The sequence below is a fragment of the Virgibacillus sp. GM2-2 genome, from assembly GCF_055329585.1.
The window spans coordinates 60,321-79,379 of sequence record NZ_JBUZWC010000002.1 but is presented as its reverse complement, the minus strand read 5'-3'; the positions used below and the strand labels follow the sequence as shown (position 1 = coordinate 79,379).

The 19,059-nt window shown below is 36.8% G+C and carries 22 protein-coding genes and 1 other annotated feature; all 22 genes read right to left on the bottom strand.

Annotated elements, in window-relative coordinates; translation table 11 throughout:
• Position 1 precedes the first annotated feature (1 nt).
• The 22 genes from tgt to radC all read right to left on the bottom strand — a co-directional run bounded on the left by tgt (position 2) and on the right by radC (position 18,864).
• Complete coding sequence (gene tgt, locus ACY9Z2_RS04120; RefSeq protein WP_463608351.1) at positions 2-1,141, bottom strand: tRNA guanosine(34) transglycosylase Tgt; 1,140 nt, start codon at positions 1,139-1,141, stop codon at positions 2-4.
• A 17-nt stretch (positions 1,142-1,158) separates the two neighbouring features.
• Positions 1,159-2,187 carry a tRNA preQ1(34) S-adenosylmethionine ribosyltransferase-isomerase QueA gene (queA, locus tag ACY9Z2_RS04115; RefSeq protein WP_463608350.1) on the bottom strand — a complete coding sequence of 343 codons (1,029 nt, stop codon included), beginning with the start codon at positions 2,185-2,187 and terminating at the stop codon, positions 1,159-1,161.
• A 248-nt stretch (positions 2,188-2,435) separates the two neighbouring features.
• Positions 2,436-2,633: a DUF2905 domain-containing protein gene (locus ACY9Z2_RS04110; RefSeq protein WP_463608349.1), complete on the bottom strand. Its 198-nt coding sequence runs from the start codon at positions 2,631-2,633 to the stop codon at positions 2,436-2,438.
• A 1-nt stretch (position 2,634) separates the two neighbouring features.
• On the bottom strand, positions 2,635-3,636 hold the full coding sequence (ruvB, locus tag ACY9Z2_RS04105; RefSeq protein ID WP_463608348.1) for a Holliday junction branch migration DNA helicase RuvB: 1,002 nt from the start codon (positions 3,634-3,636) through the stop codon (positions 2,635-2,637).
• A 15-nt stretch (positions 3,637-3,651) separates the two neighbouring features.
• Positions 3,652-4,257 (bottom strand): Holliday junction branch migration protein RuvA, encoded by a 606-nt coding sequence (gene ruvA, locus ACY9Z2_RS04100; protein WP_463608347.1) that lies wholly within the window; start codon positions 4,255-4,257, stop codon positions 3,652-3,654.
• A gap of 87 nt (positions 4,258-4,344) precedes the next feature.
• The gene (locus tag ACY9Z2_RS04095; RefSeq protein WP_463608346.1) at positions 4,345-5,073 is read right to left on the bottom strand and encodes a YebC/PmpR family DNA-binding transcriptional regulator; all 729 of its coding nucleotides are present in this window, start codon (positions 5,071-5,073) and stop codon (positions 4,345-4,347) included.
• Between the two features lie 106 nt (positions 5,074-5,179).
• On the bottom strand, positions 5,180-5,731 hold the full coding sequence (locus ACY9Z2_RS04090; protein ID WP_463608345.1) for a YhcN/YlaJ family sporulation lipoprotein: 552 nt from the start codon (positions 5,729-5,731) through the stop codon (positions 5,180-5,182).
• A gap of 74 nt (positions 5,732-5,805) precedes the next feature.
• The gene (gene nadE / locus ACY9Z2_RS04085; RefSeq protein WP_463608344.1) at positions 5,806-6,543 is read right to left on the bottom strand and encodes an NAD(+) synthase; all 738 of its coding nucleotides are present in this window, start codon (positions 6,541-6,543) and stop codon (positions 5,806-5,808) included.
• Between the two features lie 131 nt (positions 6,544-6,674).
• The gene (safA, locus tag ACY9Z2_RS04080; RefSeq protein ID WP_463608343.1) at positions 6,675-7,472 is read right to left on the bottom strand and encodes a SafA/ExsA family spore coat assembly protein; all 798 of its coding nucleotides are present in this window, start codon (positions 7,470-7,472) and stop codon (positions 6,675-6,677) included.
• Between the two features lie 801 nt (positions 7,473-8,273).
• Positions 8,274-9,554: a GTPase ObgE gene (obgE, locus tag ACY9Z2_RS04075; protein WP_463608342.1), complete on the bottom strand. Its 1,281-nt coding sequence runs from the start codon at positions 9,552-9,554 to the stop codon at positions 8,274-8,276.
• Entirely contained in the window at positions 9,554-10,042 is a 489-nt protein-coding gene (locus tag ACY9Z2_RS04070) for a Spo0B domain-containing protein (RefSeq protein ID WP_463608341.1), read from the bottom strand. Before ACY9Z2_RS04070 ends, obgE begins: the two co-directional genes overlap by 1 nt.
• A 292-nt stretch (positions 10,043-10,334) precedes the next feature.
• Positions 10,335-10,625: a 50S ribosomal protein L27 gene (gene rpmA, locus ACY9Z2_RS04065; RefSeq protein WP_463608340.1), complete on the bottom strand. Its 291-nt coding sequence runs from the start codon at positions 10,623-10,625 to the stop codon at positions 10,335-10,337.
• A 14-nt stretch (positions 10,626-10,639) separates the two neighbouring features.
• The gene (locus ACY9Z2_RS04060) at positions 10,640-10,969 is read right to left on the bottom strand and encodes a ribosomal-processing cysteine protease Prp (RefSeq protein ID WP_463608339.1); all 330 of its coding nucleotides are present in this window, start codon (positions 10,967-10,969) and stop codon (positions 10,640-10,642) included.
• A 12-nt stretch (positions 10,970-10,981) separates the two neighbouring features.
• On the bottom strand, positions 10,982-11,290 hold the full coding sequence (gene rplU / locus ACY9Z2_RS04055; protein ID WP_463608338.1) for a 50S ribosomal protein L21: 309 nt from the start codon (positions 11,288-11,290) through the stop codon (positions 10,982-10,984).
• A 15-nt stretch (positions 11,291-11,305) separates the two neighbouring features.
• Positions 11,306-11,406: a sequence feature (ribosomal protein L21 leader region), on the bottom strand.
• A gap of 66 nt (positions 11,407-11,472) precedes the next feature.
• On the bottom strand, positions 11,473-12,333 hold the full coding sequence (locus ACY9Z2_RS04050) for a M50 family metallopeptidase (RefSeq protein WP_463608337.1): 861 nt from the start codon (positions 12,331-12,333) through the stop codon (positions 11,473-11,475).
• Positions 12,320-13,087, bottom strand: a complete 768-nt coding sequence (locus ACY9Z2_RS04045) for a peptidoglycan DD-metalloendopeptidase family protein (RefSeq protein WP_463608336.1) — start codon at positions 13,085-13,087, stop codon at positions 12,320-12,322. Before ACY9Z2_RS04045 ends, ACY9Z2_RS04050 begins: the two co-directional genes overlap by 14 nt.
• Positions 13,088-13,801: 714 nt before the next feature.
• Positions 13,802-14,596, bottom strand: coding sequence for a septum site-determining protein MinD (gene minD, locus ACY9Z2_RS04040; RefSeq protein WP_463608335.1), 795 nt, complete (start codon positions 14,594-14,596; stop codon positions 13,802-13,804).
• Positions 14,589-15,275 (bottom strand): septum site-determining protein MinC, encoded by a 687-nt coding sequence (gene minC, locus ACY9Z2_RS04035; RefSeq protein ID WP_463608334.1) that lies wholly within the window; start codon positions 15,273-15,275, stop codon positions 14,589-14,591. The genes minD and minC overlap by 8 nt, the downstream gene beginning before the upstream one ends.
• A gap of 66 nt (positions 15,276-15,341) precedes the next feature.
• On the bottom strand, positions 15,342-15,875 hold the full coding sequence (mreD, locus tag ACY9Z2_RS04030) for a rod shape-determining protein MreD (protein WP_463608333.1): 534 nt from the start codon (positions 15,873-15,875) through the stop codon (positions 15,342-15,344).
• Between the two features lie 2 nt (positions 15,876-15,877).
• Positions 15,878-16,756: a rod shape-determining protein MreC gene (mreC, locus tag ACY9Z2_RS04025; protein WP_463608332.1), complete on the bottom strand. Its 879-nt coding sequence runs from the start codon at positions 16,754-16,756 to the stop codon at positions 15,878-15,880.
• Positions 16,757-16,772: 16 nt separating this feature from the next.
• Positions 16,773-17,813, bottom strand: coding sequence for a rod shape-determining protein (locus ACY9Z2_RS04020; RefSeq protein ID WP_463608331.1), 1,041 nt, complete (start codon positions 17,811-17,813; stop codon positions 16,773-16,775).
• Between the two features lie 361 nt (positions 17,814-18,174).
• Positions 18,175-18,864, bottom strand: a complete 690-nt coding sequence (radC, locus tag ACY9Z2_RS04015) for a RadC family protein (RefSeq protein ID WP_463608330.1) — start codon at positions 18,862-18,864, stop codon at positions 18,175-18,177.
• Positions 18,865-19,059 lie beyond the last annotated feature (195 nt).

Sequence of the window (19,059 nt, the reverse complement as noted above, 5' to 3'; positions counted from 1 at the left end):
TCTAAAAATTCTTTGCATTCGGTTGATTGAAACCATATTGTTCAAAGAATGCCTCTTTAAAATCACCAAGTCGATCTTCGCTTATCGCTGTTCGCACTTGTTCCATTAATTTTAACAGAAAATGCAGGTTATGATAAGTAGTAAGCCTGAATCCGAATGTTTCATTACATTTAATTAAATGTCGGATATAAGCACGGGTGTAATTTTTGCAAACATGGCAATCACAATTTTCATCGATAGGTGAAAAATCTCTCGCGTATTTTGCATTTCGAACGACAAGTCGACCGTTCGATGTCATGCATGTCCCATTACGTGCTATACGAGTTGGTAATACGCAATCAAACATGTCCACGCCACGAATTGCGCCATCAATTAGTGAGTCTGGTGACCCCACCCCCATCAGATATCTAGGTTTATCGGAAGGCATTAATGGAGTAGTGTATTCCAGCATCCTATTCATAATATCCTTTGGCTCCCCAACAGATAAACCGCCAATAGCATAGCCGGGAAAATCTAATGAAGCGAGATCCTTTGCACTCTGTTTTCGAAGTTCTTCGAATTCTCCACCCTGGATGATTCCAAATAAACCTTGCGTATTCGGATTTTGGTGTGCTTCCAAACATCTTTCTGCCCATCTAGATGTACGTTCTACAGATGCTTTCATGTATTCATACGTAGCTGGGTATGGTGGACATTCATCAAAAGCCATCATAATATCAGAGCCTAAAGCATTTTGGATTTGCATCGCCTTTTCGGGTGATAAAAACAACTTTTCACCACTGATGTGGTTGCGAAAATGCACGCCTTCTTCTTGAATTTCTCGAATTTGACTGAGACTAAACACTTGAAACCCACCAGAATCGGTTAAAATAGGTCTGTCCCAGTTCATAAACTTGTGAAGGCCACCCGCTTCTTTAATAATGTCTTCACCAGGTCTGAGCCACAAATGATACGTGTTTGAAAGAATGATTTTCGCTTCCATTCCTTTCAATTCTTCGGGACTCATCGTTTTAACTGTTGCAAGTGTTCCGACAGGCATAAACATTGGTGTATCAAAAGAGCCATGTGGGGTGTGCACTTTTCCTAGTCGTGCACCTGTTTGTTTACATGTCTTTATTAATTCATACGTAATAGCAGTCATATTATTCGTTCCTTTTATTATAAAATTAACATAGCGTCTCCAAAGCTAAAAAAGCGATATTCTTCTTTTACAGCTTCATTGTATGCTCGTAAAATACTTTCACGGTCTACCAACGCGCTAACCAGCATGATTAATGTTGATTTAGGTAGATGAAAATTTGTAATCAATCCATCGATTGCTTGAAATTTGTATGGTGGATAGATAAAAATATCTGTCCAACCACTTGAAGCAACAAATTCACCGTCATGGTCTCGTGTAATCGTTTCAAGCGTTCGAGTGGAAGTTGTACCGACGGAAATAATTCTACCGTTATTCTTTCTAACGTCACGAAGTGTAGCTGCCGTTTCCTCTGTCATGTGATAAAACTCAGAATGCATAACATGTTCATCTACATTATCCACACTAACAGGGCGAAAAGTTCCCAGTCCAACATGTAATGTTATAAAGGTAATGATTACCCCCATTTCTTTCAGCTCACGAAGCAATTCATCCGTGAAATGAAGACCTGCGGTAGGTGCAGCTGCTGATCCTTCTTCTTTAGCGTATACGGTTTGGTATCGATTCTTTTCAGGAAGCTGTTCTTTAATATAAGGTGGTAATGGCATTTCACCTAGTTCATCCAATACCTCGTAAAATATCCCATCATAGCTAAACTGTAAAATTCGCCCACCATGATCTTTTGTTGCGAGACAAATGGCTTTTAGCTTTCCATCACCAAACGTTAACTCTGTCCCAACCTTTATCTTTTTGGCTGGTTTAGCTAACACCTCCCAGCAATCCTCTTCTTGCTGGGTAAGCAACAATACTTCTACCCTTGCACCTGTGTCACCTTTTATTCCGTATAGTCTTGCTGGTAACACCTTTGTATCATTTAGAACCAAACAATCACCTTTTTTAAGGTAATTTTTAATGTCCGTAAAATGGTTATGCTCCACCTTTTTTGATCCGCGGTTAAGTGTTAGTAATCTTGACGACGAGCGATCTGCTAATGGTGTTTGAGCAATTAGGTGCTCTGGTAAATTAAAATCAAAATCATTTATATCCATGATGCACTGACAAATCCTTTCTTACTCCAGCTCCAATGCCCATTTGCTAATGCCATCGGTACCTTCTTACGATAAATCAACATCGATTCTTACGAAGGAGGGCCGACTAAGAACGGCTTGCCGCCCAACGTCGCATCCCCCTTTTTTAGTGGCATGTTTCCTTTATCTCATACGGAGGAAGGTCGATTAAAATCGCTACTTTGCGTGGGTGTAGGTCATACGCAAATTAACGGGCACTTACGCTTTTGTTACTTCATTTTTCCTATTAAAAACAAGATGATGGATAGAATTACACTAACTACGATGGATGTCATAATGGGAAAGTGAAAGGAAAAGTTTCCACGTTTAATGCTAATATCTCCTGGTAATTTACCAAATAGTGACCAAATCACACCAATTATGATAAAAACAATGCCTAATACAATAAATACTTTTCCCATACTCATGTTAATCGTTCCCTTTTTTTATACCAAAGTGTTGATAAGCTTTTTGTGTTACCACTCTACCTCTCGGTGTCCGTTGGATAAAGCCTATTTGTAATAAGTATGGCTCATAAACATCTTCTATAGTCTGTGATTCTTCACCAATTGTCGCTGCAATTGTATCCAAACCAACTGGACCACCTTGAAATCCATCGATTATTCCTTTTAATAATTTATGGTCAATATGATCAAGACCAACATCATCGACTTGCAACATTTCCAATGCGAGTTCGGTCGTTTCGAGGCTAATTTCCTTTTCTCCTTTGACCTGAGAAATATCGCGAATTCTTTTTAACAAGCGATTAGCAATTCTTGGTGTGCCTCTAGACCTTCTTGCCACCTCAATAGCAGCATCCTTCGTAATGGTTGTTTGAAATATATCAGCAGTTCGTTCAACTATTGAGCACAAATCTTTCGTTTCATAATATTCCAATCGACTCAATACACCAAACCGATCTCGTAGTGGTGCAGATAATAATCCTGCTCGGGTAGTTGCTCCTACCAATGTAAAAGGAGGTAAATCAATCCTTACTGATCTTGCGCTTGGACCAGTCCCAATAACAATATCAAGAAAAAAATCCTCCATCGCAGGATAAAGTACCTCTTCAACAGAGCGTGGTAATCGATGTACTTCATCTATAAACAACACATCACCCGGTTCTAAAGATGACAAAATAGCAGCTAAATCCCCTGCACGTTCGATAGCCGGACCAGAAGTTGATCGAAATTGTACACCCATTTCGTTGGCAATAATTGCAGCTAATGTCGTCTTTCCAAGTCCAGGTGGTCCATACAACAAAACATGATCCAATGGTTCTTCACGCATTTTTGCTGCTTGAATGAAAATATGTAAATTTTCTTTCACCTTATCTTGTCCTATATATTGTCCTAAAGAAGTGGGGCGAAGACTAAGTTCAACAGAAGAATCTTCTTCCTGTAATTCACCTGTGACCATCCGTTCTTCCATTTCAATCTCCCCTTGTTAATTTTTCATTAATAACGATAAAGCCTTGCGAATAGCTTCATCTGTATTTGATATGTTTTCTTTTTGCAATTGTGGTATCACGGCTTTAATTTCACGTTCTGAATAGCCTAGTGCACGTAACGCTTCTTGAGCTTCAGCTAACCCTTCAACATTAGTATGTTGATCATTTTGTTCTGTGGATGATTCCCCTTGAATAGACAGCATTGACGTTAATTTTCCTTTTAGATCTAAGATCACCTGTCTTGCAGTCTTTTTTCCGACACCAGGAAAACTGGTTAAAAACTTATCATCTTCACGTTCAACAGCTGCAACGAAATCACCTACATTTACTGAACCTAATATTGCAAGTGCTCCTTTGGGTCCAATCCCTGAAACCTGTAAAAGCTTTGTAAAAAGTGATTTTTGCTCCTGATTTTTAAATCCATATAAAATTTGTGCATCTTCACGTACATGATGATGCGTAAATATTAACGTATCTTCATTTAGTTGTGCTTGAAAAACAAAAGGATTGGAACACACTATCTCATACCCAACCCCTTGCACATCAACGATAACTGACTCGTCCTGTATATATGTAACTTTCCCTTTTATGTAAGCAATCATGATTTTTCCCCTCTACTCATCATCTCATCTATCATAACATAAATAACAATAAAACTTCTATTCACAGTTGGAATAGAAGTCTCCATGCTAACTCAACTCTAAATTATGATGAATATCTTGTACATCTTCATTATCTTCTAACGTGTCAATTAACTGTAGCATTTTTTCTTCATCAGATTCTGGTAAGGAGCTATATGTTTGTGGAATTAACGTAATTTCAGCATCAGAAATCGGATAATTTTGTTCACTCAAATGATCACGTACAGCTTCAAAATCTTCGGGTGCTGTAAAAATTTCATAAGCACCATCTTCAATAGCAATATCCTCGGCACCAGCTTCAATAGCTTCGAGTGTAATTTCTTCCTCATCGATAGTTCCTTCTACATTATCAATAACGATGTACCCTCTTCGGTCAAACATAAAGGATACACAGCCACTTTCCCCTAAGTTACCGTCGCTCTTTTTAAATGCATGACGTATTTCAGCTGCAGTTCGATTTTTATTGTCTGTTAGAATATGAACGATTACAGCTACACCACCAGGCCCATACCCTTCGTACGTGATTTCTTCATAGTTTGCTCCATCAAGTGTGCCAGTTGCTTTCTTAATAGCACGATCAATATTGTCACTCGGCATATTGTCAGCCTTCGCTTTATCTACCGCTAGCCGAAGCGATGCATTTGTTGCAACATCTCCGCCACCTTGCTTTGCAGCTGTATATATATCTTTTGCATGACGCATAAAGATTTTTCCTTTTTTCGCATCCTGTGCATTTTTTCTTCTCTGTATATTCTTCCATTTAGAATGACCAGCCATTTGGACATTCTCCTCTCTAGAAAATTTCTTTCTTTACTATATCAAATTTTCGTTGTCATATAAACTAAAATAAAAGCAAAAACCTTTGCATAAGCGCAAAGGTTTTTTATCGATTTGGGTTAAACAATCGTTGAATTTCATCTTTTAATTCATTTGGAAAATGAGACTGATGAAGCCTTGATTTTAAATTACTCATTCGATCCCAATAAATATCATCGGTGTATACGATTACTGTTTTATTGGACTCAAACTTTTGAACTTCTTTTTCAATTTCATCAGTTATTGCATGATTATCATGATCGTTAAGCATAACACCTACAACCACTTTCTCTTCGTTAATAGCTACTTGAGCTAGCCTAATTTCTTCCTGTTTCATCAAATGGTTGGCAATTTCTTTTGATTGCTCATTTGTAAATATATCAGTATTACCGCCCGATGTGTTGTCTCCACGGTTTAGTTCGTCTGGTTCTGATTGAGGATAACCACCTTCTTCACCTATTGTTTTATTTCGTATGTTAAGGCGATCATCTCGCTCTTCGTTTGTTTCATAGTGAAGCGATTGTGTCTCAGGTTGAGCTTGGTTAGTTTCCTCGTTATTTTGATTATTACAACCGCTTATTACCAATACCGCAAAAATGAAAGTAACTAGTAATTTCATACAAAAAACACCTCCTTTTCATTAGCATGTATAAAGAAGGTGTTTTTAACCTAGTTAATTATAGGAATTTTTTATCACAAGCGAAATTGATTAGCACCTTTTCGTTTATGTTCCGTACGTTTATGCATCGCCTCTATTACTTTTTTATCATGTTCAGGAATCTCTTCACCTTTTAAAAATGAATCAATCTTATCGTATGATGTCCCCATTTCTTGTTCGTCCGTTTGTCCTTCCCATAAATCAGCACTTGGTTTTTTATTAATTACTTCATCTGGGACACCAAGAACTCTAGCCATTTCACGAACTTCTTGTTTTGTGAATTCAACAATTGGTAAAATATCTACTCCACCATCTCCGTATTTTGTAAAATATCCTGTATACCATTCAGCCGCATTGTCTGTACCGACAACTAAATAGTTGTAGTTTGTTGCGAGGGAATAAGCAGTGCTCATACGCAACCGAGCCCGTAGATTGGCATTCGCCAATTGATCATTTTTTTCCTGCCATTCCTGCTTGTCCTTTAATTTGCTTTGTATCTGGTCATACATAACCTTATGTGTTTCTGTTAAATCAATTGTAATTTTGTCAATACCGCATTTTTCAATTACTTTTTCAGCATCAATAACACTATCTGGACTGCTATCAAGTGGCATAATAACTCCAAGTGAATGGTCAGGAGCGGCACGTTTGATTAAATTTGCTACCACTGCTGAATCTAACCCACCACTAACGCCAACTAACAGACCTTTAACGTTTGCTTCTTCTATTTGATCGCGTAACCATTGCACAATTTTTTCTATTGTTTTTTCCACTTAAATTGCTCCTTTCGTAATCATAAATTATCTTCTATCTTAACATTGTTTGGTTAATACGAAAAAAGTTAACCACTTAAAACACAAAAATGGAGAGACGATAAATTGGTTATCTCGTCTCTCCATTTTTCCTATTCGTCTGATTCTTCCTCATCGTCCCTAAAGTTAGCTGTTGGAAAAGGTTGAAAACCCGGTGGTGTTGGATACGGGTTACCATATCCTTTATTCCCACCCATTTTAGGATAGTTCTGATCATATTGATGGTTAGGCATCATTGGATCAGCATAGGTATGTTTTGGTTTTTTTGGCATTTCCATTTCCGGCAAATTTCCGTACATATGCTTCATATAATCATCATCATAAGCTGACTTTACGCCATCACATCCACATCCATGCTGCTTTTTTGGCATGGGTGGCATCATGTGCATTGGTGCTACATTACCATGGTGCATCTGATGGTGTTGTGGATGCATCGGATAGCAACACATTGGAACTGGCATGTATTGGGGCATCATTTGCGGCATCATCTGAGGCATTTTTTCGTTGGGCTTTGTTTCTTTTTTTGGCATATGCTTCGGAGGCATTTGTGTAAAATTAATCGTTGTATTTTGATAAAAATCCTGGTCCATAGCAGGCATTTGATGCATTGATGGTTTTTGATGCATTGGTGGTTTTTGTTTCATAATTGGTTTTTCTTTCTCATCTTCTTTTACTACCGGCATCGGCTTAGGTGAAATGTCTTTGTATGGTGTTTTTACTTTTTCTTTTTCTTTCATATTCATATTCGTGTTTTCTTTTTTCACTGGCTTCGCGTTACTAGGGATGGTTATTTTCATACCAGGCATAATCATATCAGGGCTAGATAATTGTGAGTTTGCTTGTTTTAACTGTTCAAAGTCTACATTATATTGCTTAGCAATTTCCCACAAAGTATCCCCCTTCTTAACAATGTGTATTTTCAAACTAATTCAGTCTCCTTTCATTTCTAATTCATTTTGGGCAACCATACAATACAACATATGCACATACCCAGAAAAAGTTGATAAGAAAAGAGCAAGAGCGTCATTCATCCCTGAGAGCTATAACCAATCTTCTATGTGGCTTATCGTTTTCAAAAAGATAAGATTGGCTTTTATACCTGGTTGTCACAGAACGGACACAGAAGCATTTTTACTTTTTGGGTATGGGTTAAGCGGAATCAGAAGACCTTATTTAGGTAAAAACAAGTTGAAACCAGACTTTTTCACTACTTCGCATTTTTCTTCAGCTGTAAACTAAACATTCTGAACGAATAGCACGCCAAGGACACTACTTGGTATCGGACTAAGGATGCCCTATTTACCTTTTTTGCCTTTATTTTGAAGGTTAACGGACACACGATGCCTTATTCAGCTAAAAAACATGATTTTCAACTGTTTTTACCCAAATAAGGAATCCTGAGTCCGATAACAACCGCATTTACCCTTATTTTTCACAAATAAGGTATCGTGTGTCCGCAAGCTGACATCCTGCATGCAATCTTTCCAGTACCCTCGAAAATGTTACTTCACTAGCCTTGCGCGCAGCGAAAATTAACGTTGCTTTTACCATAAGTATGAATTTTCATTCGTTCGCAGTTTACTTCGAATGTGCATCTATCACCTTATACCAACATTGTTGAAACTCCAAAAATTAGTCGAATAAAGAAAAAAATACTACCTTTCCCATACAAGAAAAGGTAGTATATTATCTTATTCAATAAACTCAAACTCATAATCCATTAATCGTATAGTATCACCGTCTTTTGCGCCACGCTTTCTGAGTGCTTCATCTACTCCCATGCCACGCATTTGACGTGCAAATCGTTGAATAGCTTCATCACGATTAAAATCTGTCATTTTAAACAGCTTTTCTATTTTCATACCTTGTAAGACAAAAGCCCCGTCCGGATCTCGTGTGATGGAAAACGGTTCTTCTTCCTTTTGAAAACGGTACACTACTTTTTCATCGATATCTTCAATAGTGGTACTCGTTTTTGGAATTTCATCTAGTTTATCTGCTACTGCAAATAATACATCGCGTAGACCATCCTTCGTTACAGCTGAAATAGGGTATACTGGAAATTCATCATTTATTTTTTCTTTAAAAATGGTTAAATTATCTTCTGCATTCGGCATATCCATTTTATTTGCTGCAATGATTTGCGGACGTTCCATCAATTTTAAGTCGTATTCCTTTAATTCCTCATTAATTTTAAGGAAATCCTCATAAGGGTCACGACCTTCTGTTCCGGCCATATCAATAACGTGAACGATTAATCTGGTTCTTTCTACGTGTCTTAGAAACTGATGTCCTAAACCTACTCCTTCACTTGCCCCCTCAATTAATCCAGGCAAATCAGCCATTACAAAGCTTCGCTGATCACTTGTTTCCACCACACCTAAATTTGGACTGAGCGTTGTAAAATGATAATCCGCTATTTTTGGTCTGGCAGCACTTACAACTGATAGTAATGTTGATTTACCCACACTAGGAAATCCAACTAATCCGACATCAGCTATTAACTTAAGTTCTACTTTAATATTCCGTTCTTTTCCTGGTTCACCATTTTCAGCAAAATCAGGTGCGGGGTTTCGTGGTGTAGCAAAGCGAGTATTTCCACGTCCACCCCTGCCCCCAGTAGCAATAACTGCTCGTTGCTTATGAGTCGTTAAATCTGCAATAACCTGATCCGTATCCTCATCGATCACGGTAGTTCCTGGTGGTACTGGAACTACTAATGGTGCAGCATTTTTTCCATGTTGTGTTTTGCTCATTCCATTTTCACCGCGTTTTGCTTTAAAATGCCGGTTATAACGAAAATCCATTAATGTATTTAATCCTTCATCTACTTCAAAAATGACATCGCCACCGTTACCGCCGTCGCCACCAGCTGGGCCACCTTTTGGTACATATTTTTCACGCCGATAAGCAACAAGACCATTTCCGCCATCACCGGCTTTTACGAAAACGCTAACCTGATCTACAAACATTATTCTTCACCTTTTCTATCCCATGGAATTGTTACAGTACTTGTTAGTGCGTTGGTATTGAACCCTGTAGGATCCTTTAAAGCAAATTGTACTTGAACATGACCTTTTTCTGAAACATAATCAAGTATTATTTCGCCTTCGTAAAGTTCTTTTTCATCTGATTTCTCTTCCAAGCGTTCGATACAATTTTGACATTGTTTTCTTAGTTCAACATCTATATTCGATAAATCTATTTTTTCAGCATGAATAGTGTATGTAAAGCGGAAATTAGGATGAATAGAATTAAATGGAATTAACCAAAGTGCAAAACTTGGCGCGTTTAATTCCATCAATTTCCGTTCTTCATTAAAACGACTCATACAGGTTGCTAACTTGTCCTCTACTTTTTCAAACTTCCCCATACTCGTGTATGCCTGAACAATTTGTAAATCGTTCATAATATCGTGTCGGTAATAGCGAAGTAAATTCATAACCTCATTTTCTTCCACTGAAATCCCTCCGTTGATATGAAAAGTATAGCAGAATATATGCAAAAGCGAAAATACCTGCTAACAATGGAAGTTTGTAATTCCGGTAATCCAGTCATTTAGTACAAGCGCAATGTTAGAAAGGTGTTCAATCGTGTTATCGATTTCATGCTATCCGTGCATTGACCTAATTTTAGAAAACTTGGCTTATCGCCTGCCCTTGATGGCAAAATCCTTAGTTGCACTCATGCAGTTTTCTAACCTGCAAATGAAAAAACTCCAATCAGATAGCTGATTGGAGTTCCACATTAATTTAAGCTTCTTGTGCAGTTGGATATACACTAACTTTTTTGCGGTCACGACCATAGCGCTCAAATTTCACAACACCATCAGTCTTCGCGAATAGTGTATCATCACCACCGCGTCCTACGTTTTCACCTGGATAAATCTTTGTTCCGCGTTGGCGGTAAAGAATAGATCCACCAGTTACAAACTGACCGTCAGCACGTTTAGCACCTAAACGTTTGGATTCAGAATCACGACCGTTTTTCGTGCTACCAGCACCTTTTTTCTGAGAGAAAAATTGTAAATCTAGACGTAGCATTTTGCTGCACCTCCTTATTTACTTTGTATCGTTATAAATTGACCATATTCATGCTCAATCGTTTTTAAGGAAATAATCATACCTTCAAACAACAGCTGTACCTTTTCCATTTCATTTTTATGTAAATGACCTGGAAGAGTTACGTGAAGGTAACCACCTTCATCAGCCTGTTCAATGTCCAAGTCTGTGTGACACAATTCCATGACTGCATTTATTGCTCCGAATGATATGGCAGATACACCAGCACATACCAAGTCATACCCATAGGGTCCACTACCAGCGTGTCCAGAAATACGAAATGCATCAATTTGATTTGTACTACGATAAACAGTAACTTGGATCATATAAACTTACCTTTATGCATTAATTTTTTCAATCACTAATTTCGTATAAGGTTGACGATGACCTTGCTTACGGTGATAATTCTTTTTTGGTTTGAACTTGAAAACAGTGATCTTCTTTTGACGACCATGTTTTTCAACCTTAGCAGTTACAGATGCACCACTCACGTAAGGAGCACCAACTTTTACATCATCTCCACCAACGAAAAGCACCTTGTCAAAAGTAACCGAATCATTTGCTTCTCCAGTAACTTTTTCAACATAGATCTCTTGACCTTCTGTAACTTTGATTTGTTTACCACCTGTTTCAATAATAGCGTACATATACTTGCACCTCCTTAATGGACTCAGACTCGCCATACAGGTACTTCTTTTACATAGCGTCAAATCGCTAGTAGTTAAAAGGTTTACAAACCTGTTCTGTGCGGTTGTAGCACTGGTGCTACGATGAATAACGTATTGATATTACCATGATTTAATTAATATTGTCAAGCATTGGCAAGATTTTAACTTAGTTTATCGACATCGCTAACCGATATGTTATATTGTTTTTTTTGAAAATAGCTTCGCAGACAATCCCGCTCGTCTATAGTTATTTTATTAGTTGATCCATCATGAACTAATATAATATGTTTTTTTTCTCGCATGAACATCGAGAACACCTTAAATAACGAAGTGTTAGAAGAAACTTCGATTGGTGCAATTTTTTTCGCATGGTTTCCTCCATAAAATCTTCTTGATAAAAATCGAAGAAACACATAATATCGCTGCTTCCATTCGGTTCTATTTTCAAGAAGAATAAATAATAGAATACAGACTGCACTTAATGTAAAAGGTAGAATGAACAATTGTGTGAACAATATAGCTATACTAAATGAAATGGAACCAACAATCATTATCGTATGTGCTTTTTTATAAGGGGTAAACGATGATAGTAAAGTAAAAAGAAATTTACCGCCATCTAACGGCCAAACTGGTAATAAGTTAAATAGTAATATAACGTTATTATAATAAATAATAAGATCCATTATTGATTTTGGAATAATATCTAGCGGCATAAAAATGAATATAAACAAATAAATGAATATGTGTTGTAGTGGCCCTGCAATACTAACTAATGCTTCCTCATAAATAGGTCTATTACCGTGTTCTTCTGTTTCCATCACACCGCCAAAAACCCATAGAGTAATGCGTTTTATTCTCCACTTAAACGACATGGCCATTAAAAAATGCCCAAGTTCGTGAAAAAGTACGATACTTAAAATAACAACCATTTGCATAAACGTACCGGTAATGAAGCCAATAACTAGAAAAAGAATAAGAATTGGGTGGATATGAATGGTTGGTATTATTCTATGGTCGGTCATCGACTTCAATCACCTGGACAGGATCCACATATTCATTATTTTTTTGAATAGAAAAATAAACACTTTTACTTTCTTTTGAAGGGACAAACTCCCCGATTACTTGGTTATTATCGACAAACTGATACAAATGAACATTGATGGAACTTAAGTGACCGTATGTAGACTTACTTCCATCTGCATGCTGTACAACAATTGTTTTTTCAGTTTCTGGATCACTACCTGCAAAAATAATAACTCCTTCTCGCAAAACTGAAATATCGGATGGTTCACCTGGAGTTATTAAAACCCCCTCCCCATTCGATTGAAATGACTCTGAAATACTACCAGATACCGGGAGTGCAAGTGATGTATTTTCTTGTTCATCCACATTTCCTTTTGGAGAAAATGCTAACGGTGTACCAAACGTTTGCTGGTACCATTGATTTACTTTCGCAAAAGGAAATTCATTAGTAAATAAACTTGCAGCTATAGCTTTTGGTTTCTCTAAAGCATCGTTATTGGATTGAAATAGTATTGCAGTACCCAAAAAAAGTATACTTGACAAAATGCCCTTTAGGATAAATCCAGAAACAAATTTACTTTTCTTAGTTGTAGATGTTGTTGAATCTGTAAAAATTGGAAAATACCCATGCTTTTCTTCTTCCTGAACTTGTAAATGTGGAAATAGATTTTTGTCAGCATCAGAGCCGGAAACTCCTCGGGATTTTTTACGTTCTGAAATTGCTTTACGCACTTTTTTGACCTTTGGATCCATGTTGTCACCGTCCTTTTTCACACGTTTCTACCATTGTATGAATAAGGTGGACAAGATATGTTATTGAAAAATTCATATGCATATAAGTCTATCTCTGCTAGGGATTCATTTTTTAATATATCCAAACCTAATTGTCATTAGATCCATTTAAGCATAAACTGCGAACTAAGCAGGGGGCTAGCGACTGCTTGGTATCGGACTGAGGATGCCTTATTTACCTTTTTCACCTTTATTTTGAGGATTAACGGACACACGATGCCTTATTCAGCTAAAAAACATGATTTTCAACTGTTTTTACCCAAATAAGGAATCCTGAGTCCGATAACGACCGCATTTACACTTATTTTTCACAAATAAGGGATCGTGTGTCCGCTAGCTGACATCCTGCATGCAACCTTTCCAGTACGGTCAACATGTTACTTCACTAGCCTTGCCCCCCGCGGAAATCAAAGTTTCTGTTACCATAAGTATGAATTTTCATTATTTCGCAATTTATTTCCACTGCCGATCTATAAAATACATTTCTCTACCACTTTTATTAGATCTTTAAAAAACAGTAATATTTAATATTTTTGATCTCTTTAGAAAGACTCGTCAATCACCAGTCTTATGGCGAGTGCCGAAGTTTTTTTATAAGATTTACCATAATTTATACTTACTGACGTTAAAAAAAAGATGCAAGAAACATATTCCGTTTCTCACATCTTTACACTATCAACGCATACCCAAAAAACTTTTAATTTTCGTAAACATCCCTTTTTCGTCTTCAAGTGACTGCAATGGCACTGATTCTCCAAGGATTCTCCTTGCTATGTTGCGATAGGAAATAGAAGCTCTAGAATTAGGTTGTAGTGCTATTGGTTCACCTTTATTTGACGCTTTGATAACTTCATCATCATCAACGACAATACCGATCAAGTCTACAGAAAGGATCTGTAGTACTTCGTCGACGGCAAGCATATCACCACTCTTCATCATATGGTTACGAATTCGATTGATTACTAGACTAGGTGGTTCTATTTCTTCTTGTTCAAGCAACCCGATAATTCTATCTGCATCACGGACACTGGCTTTTTCAGGGGTGGTAACAACTATAGCCTTGTCTGCACCAGCCACGGCATTCTGAAATCCTTGTTCTATACCAGCGGGACAGTCAATAATAATATAATCATAGATTTGCTTCAGTTCGCTAATGATTTTTTTCATACCATCTGTCGTAACTGCTGATTTATCGCTGGTTTGTGCTGCAGGTAAAAGAACTAGATCGTCAAAACGTTTATCCCTGATTAAGGCTTGTTTTAATTTACATCTTTCCTCAATTACATCGACTATATCATAGATAATTCGGTTTTCTAGCCCCATAAGAACGTCTAAATTTCTAAGACCAATGTCCGTATCGATTAAACATACTTTTTTCTCCATTAAGGCCAATGCAGTTCCAACGTTTGCTGTTGTCGTTGTTTTTCCGACTCCACCTTTACCAGATGTAATGACAATTGCTTCACCCATTATTCATTCTCCTCTCGAACCCGCTCAAATCAATTTGTTTATTTGCAAGAACTTGTAGTCTATCAATTACAATTTTATCTTGTTTTTCATCGATTCGGCCACATTCCATATAGACACCTTCAGCTTCATAATCAGGTGCTCGACTTATATAATCCGCAATTCGGAGCTGACTGGGCTTCATATATGAAGCCACAATAATTGCGTCACGATTTCCATCTTTTCCTGCATGCGCAATTCCATGTAAGCTACCCAAGATATAAATATTTCCTGTCGTCTCGACTTTACCACCCGGATTTACATCACCTATTAACAGTAAATCTCCTTCTATAGTGATTACTTGTCCAGAACGAATAATTCGGTTTATGGTCTTCACTTCACTATCTTCCATCCATTTTAACGCGTGAGCTCGGGAAACTACATCAGAATGGATTGATTCTACTGAGAAATGGTTTTCACTACTAATCAATTTCTTTAACTCATTTGTTTGTATTTCATTTAAATACCTATTTCCTAATTGAACACTGACCTTTACTACTGGTTCATCCTTTTTAGGCCGGTTATTCATTAACTTTTCACGTAAGTCATTGTAAGCTTCCTGATAGGAGCAAGAGTCGTCTATAAATAGGGTGAGCCCGTCTCTAGTACCTTTTATTGTAATTAATTGTTTCTTCTCGAGCATGATAAGTTCACCTCATTTAAAATCTTTACACGTTTATCATGAAATCAGATGTACTAGTTTTTAGTTTTACGTTTTACTAGAAACTTGTTCATCCTGCCACTTCAGTAAACGATTTTTGATTAAAGGGTACAAAATTAGGAGAAATAATAAATTTGCACCAATAGTTGGAAGCAGTCGATATAGAAGATAATCAACCATGTCCATATTTGTAACCCCAACAACGGAATAGATAAGGTAAATTGTAAAGTCGGTGAACGCTATGCCAATAATTCCTAAGAGTATGGTTACATAAATATTTCCGTGTAATAACTTTCTCAAACCGTGCATGACATAAATGATGAAAGCATAAGCGAACATGTAAACTCCTAGAACACCTGTATAAACAATATCAATTAACAATCCAAAAATTGCACCATATAAGACAGAAAAATTAGTTTGGTCATTATCGTAAAATATCGCTATGAACAGTAAAAAAATAAATACCCAGTGGGGAATAATTAATAATTCATTTATTACAAAACTAGGTGGCAGTAATTCTATTGCGACACCTTCTAAAATGACGAAAACGAAGAGAATGAGAGGAAGGTATAAACGTTTCATTATTACTCTTCCTCCTTCACATTCTCAGTTTGTTTCTTTTCTTCTAACGTTCTATCGACTACAATTACATTATTTATCTCAAACATATCTGCAGCTGGATCAACTAAAGCAGTTCTAGTTAATCCATATTGATCAGGTACAACCTCTTTTACCGTACCAATAAACAATCCTGCAGGGAACACTCCTCCCATTCCACTTGAAAAAACTTTTTCTCCTTTTTTAATGTCCGACTCGGATTCTTCAATTATTTTGAAGTGTAAGGAGTTTGTTTCTTTGTCATATTCCTCGATTACTCCAAAAATGTCGTTACCTTCTTTTCTTGAGATCGTCGCGGAAATTCGATTAAATTGATCAAATCCAGTTAAGAGTTGTATCGTTGATGAAAATTCAGATGTTGATTGTATTTTGCCCACCATACCATCAGCGGTTATAACAGCCATATTAGGTCTAACACCATCTTGTGACCCTTTATTGATCGTTGCCTGTTCAACCCATCTTTCGGGGGTCCGAGAGATAACCGTTGCCTGAATTGGGTTAAAATCACGGATTGAGTTAGTTTTATCCAACGTTTTCCGTAATTCTTCATTATCCTCTTTTATTTCTTGAACTTCGTAAATCAAGCTTTTATATTGGGAAAGTTTTTCTTTTAGTATTTGATTTTCCTTATACGTATCTTTTAAATCGTCTATGTTTGTAAATACATTTGCTATAAAATTAACTGGGGTGTGAACAACACTCTGTGCCCATCCTACGGTGTCTTTTAAAAATTGTTCTGGTGTTGATAATTGATCCCTGGATTTCAAAGAAAATCCAATCAATACAACTAAAATTATGATTCCAATTAAAATTATAAACAAGCGTTTTTTACGAAAAAACGGCATTTATTACACCTACTTCTTAATCTACAGTTGGACGAGATGATACATTCGGATGGGAGCGAAAATGTTGAATGTATTCTAGGGATTTACCTGTGCCGATAGCTACACTATCCAATGGATCTTCTGTAACAAAAACAGGCATGCTTGTCTCGTCACTGATTACATTATCTAAGTTCTTTAACAACGATCCACCGCCAGAAAGCACGATTCCACGATCCATTATATCAGCTGCTAACTCTGGAGGTGTTTTTTCTAAGGTATCTTTCACTGATTCTACAATTGCATCTACAATATCTTTTAATGAGGCTGAAATTTCTTTTGCTGAAACAGTAATTGTTTTTGGTAATCCAGTCACCAAATCGCGACCACGAATATCCATTTCTTCATTTTCTACAACTTCACCAGCAGTTCCTAAATCCATTTTTATCGATTCAGCCGATCGTTCACCAACCATTAAATTATAGTTCTTTTTAATATACGATATAATTGCCTCATCCATTTTATCTCCTGCGATACGAATCGATTGACTTGTAACTATTCCACCAAGTGAGATTACCGCAACTTCAGTAGTACCTCCACCAATATCTACAATCATACTACCTGTTGGTTCCCAAACTGGTAGCCCCGCTCCTATTGCTGCAGCAAATGGTTCTGCAATTGGAAAGGCATCTTTTGCACCAGCTTGTTTTGTTGCATCAATTACCGCACGTTCTTCAACCATTGTAATTCCAGAAGGCACACAAATCATAACATTTGGTTTTTTAGCAAAGAAAGATCGATTTCGCATAGCTTTTTTAATATAGTATTTCATCATTACAGCTGTTGTTTCATAGTCAGCAATGACTCCGTCCTTCATCGGACGAATTACTGTTATATTTCCTGGCGTTCTACCGATCATATTTCTCGCCGAACTTCCTACTGCTTCGATTTCCCCCGTAACAATATCTTTAGCTACTACTGATGGTTCACGTAGTACCACGCCTTTACCTTTTACGAAGACTAGGCTATTTGCCGTTCCTAAATCTATACCTAAATCTTGTGAAAAATTGAATAATCCCAAAAACGATCTCCCTTTCTAGCTCACTATTCGTTTGTCATATGTAGTTTTACTATATCGATTATAAGTAGTTTATGCAACGTGAACCCTACACTATGAAAAGTAATTATCATACATTATATATAATCTTAATAAGCGCCAATTTCAATTTCGATTGAAAAATGGCGCTGTTTGCTTGTCTATATAATTATACGAAAAAAATATAAAAATAGATAGTGTTTACATGAGGATATTCAAAAAGTCTAATAAAAGTACTACGTGGAGGATCTCTATTAGCTTGGTTTCCTTTTTTATAAGCTTTGTAGTCTCATGAAGATAGAAGCCCTTTATTGATAGTATCTTTTTTCATTACTTTTACATATCCCTACAAATAACCTTTTTCTTTTAACGATACAAATTTCCTGTCCCCTATTATTAAATGGTCTAAAAGTTCGATGCCGATCATTTTACCTGATTCAACTAATCGTCTAGTTACATGAATATCTTCTTGAGATGGGGTGGGATCGCCAGAGGGATGATTATGTGCACAAATAATAGATGCAGCAGATCGTTTAACGGCTTCCCGATAAACTTCTCTTGGATGAACAATGGAGGCATTTAGGCTACCTATAAATATAGTTTGATTATGAATGATTTGATTTTTTGTATTGAGGAATAAAACAACGAAGTGTTCTTGATTCAAGTTACGCATTTCTTCCATAACATAATCTGCTCCATCTTCTGGAGATCGAATCACATATCGATCATTTGGCTTATATTGATTCATACGTTTCCCAATCTCAATTGCAGACAGAATTAATACACCTTTTGCTTCTCCAATTCCTTTAATGGCCATTAATTCTTCAATCGTTGCATCCTTTAATAACTTTAGCCCTTCAAAATGCATTAAAATTCTTTGGGATAGAGACATGATAGATTCTTCTTTTGTTCCACTTCCAAGAAGGATTGCTAGTAATTCCTGATTGGATAAATGAGCTGCACCAAATTTTAATAACCTCTCTCTTGGGCGATCCTCTTTTGGTACGTCTTTAATCATGATAGATGGTATTGTCATCATTTTCCCTCCTATGATAGATGAACATATCATAGCGAGGAAAATGTATTCCAACAACTAGGCAAAAATGGATTTCTAATACCATCTTTATCCCTAAAATAATCTTTTCTTCTAGAAGAAAATGCAATTTTAAGTAGCAACTACCTGTATAAAAAATTAAATTACGATATTGACTAAATTACTAGCAACACGTAT

Bases quoted from the DNA above. Each gene is read 5' to 3' on its own strand.
- minD (WP_463608335.1), bottom strand. From the start codon at position 14,596: ATGGGTGAAGCAATTGTCATTACATCTGGTAAAGGTGGAGTCGGAAAA.
- rpmA (WP_463608340.1), bottom strand. From the start codon at position 10,625: ATGCTACGTCTAGATTTACAATTTTTCTCTCAGAAAAAAGGTGCTGGT.
- queA (WP_463608350.1), bottom strand. From the start codon at position 2,187: ATGGATATAAATGATTTTGATTTTAATTTACCAGAGCACCTAATTGCT.
- ACY9Z2_RS04050 (WP_463608337.1), bottom strand. From the start codon at position 12,333: ATGACCGACCATAGAATAATACCAACCATTCATATCCACCCAATTCTT.
- minC (WP_463608334.1), bottom strand. From the start codon at position 15,275: ATGCTCGAGAAGAAACAATTAATTACAATAAAAGGTACTAGAGACGGG.
- rplU (WP_463608338.1), bottom strand. From the start codon at position 11,290: ATGTACGCTATTATTGAAACAGGTGGTAAACAAATCAAAGTTACAGAA.
- ACY9Z2_RS04090 (WP_463608345.1), bottom strand. From the start codon at position 5,731: ATGAAATTACTAGTTACTTTCATTTTTGCGGTATTGGTAATAAGCGGT.
- tgt (WP_463608351.1), bottom strand. From the start codon at position 1,141: ATGACTGCTATTACGTATGAATTAATAAAGACATGTAAACAAACAGGT.
- obgE (WP_463608342.1), bottom strand. From the start codon at position 9,554: ATGTTTGTAGATCAGGTTAGCGTTTTCGTAAAAGCCGGTGATGGCGGA.
- ACY9Z2_RS04095 (WP_463608346.1), bottom strand. From the start codon at position 5,073: ATGGCTGGTCATTCTAAATGGAAGAATATACAGAGAAGAAAAAATGCA.
- ACY9Z2_RS04110 (WP_463608349.1), bottom strand. From the start codon at position 2,633: ATGAGTATGGGAAAAGTATTTATTGTATTAGGCATTGTTTTTATCATA.
- ACY9Z2_RS04060 (WP_463608339.1), bottom strand. From the start codon at position 10,969: ATGATCCAAGTTACTGTTTATCGTAGTACAAATCAAATTGATGCATTT.
- ACY9Z2_RS04045 (WP_463608336.1), bottom strand. From the start codon at position 13,087: ATGGATCCAAAGGTCAAAAAAGTGCGTAAAGCAATTTCAGAACGTAAA.
- mreD (WP_463608333.1), bottom strand. From the start codon at position 15,875: ATGAAACGTTTATACCTTCCTCTCATTCTCTTCGTTTTCGTCATTTTA.
- ruvB (WP_463608348.1), bottom strand. From the start codon at position 3,636: ATGGAAGAACGGATGGTCACAGGTGAATTACAGGAAGAAGATTCTTCT.
- radC (WP_463608330.1), bottom strand. From the start codon at position 18,864: ATGACAATACCATCTATCATGATTAAAGACGTACCAAAAGAGGATCGC.
- ruvA (WP_463608347.1), bottom strand. From the start codon at position 4,257: ATGATTGCTTACATAAAAGGGAAAGTTACATATATACAGGACGAGTCA.
- mreC (WP_463608332.1), bottom strand. From the start codon at position 16,756: ATGCCGTTTTTTCGTAAAAAACGCTTGTTTATAATTTTAATTGGAATC.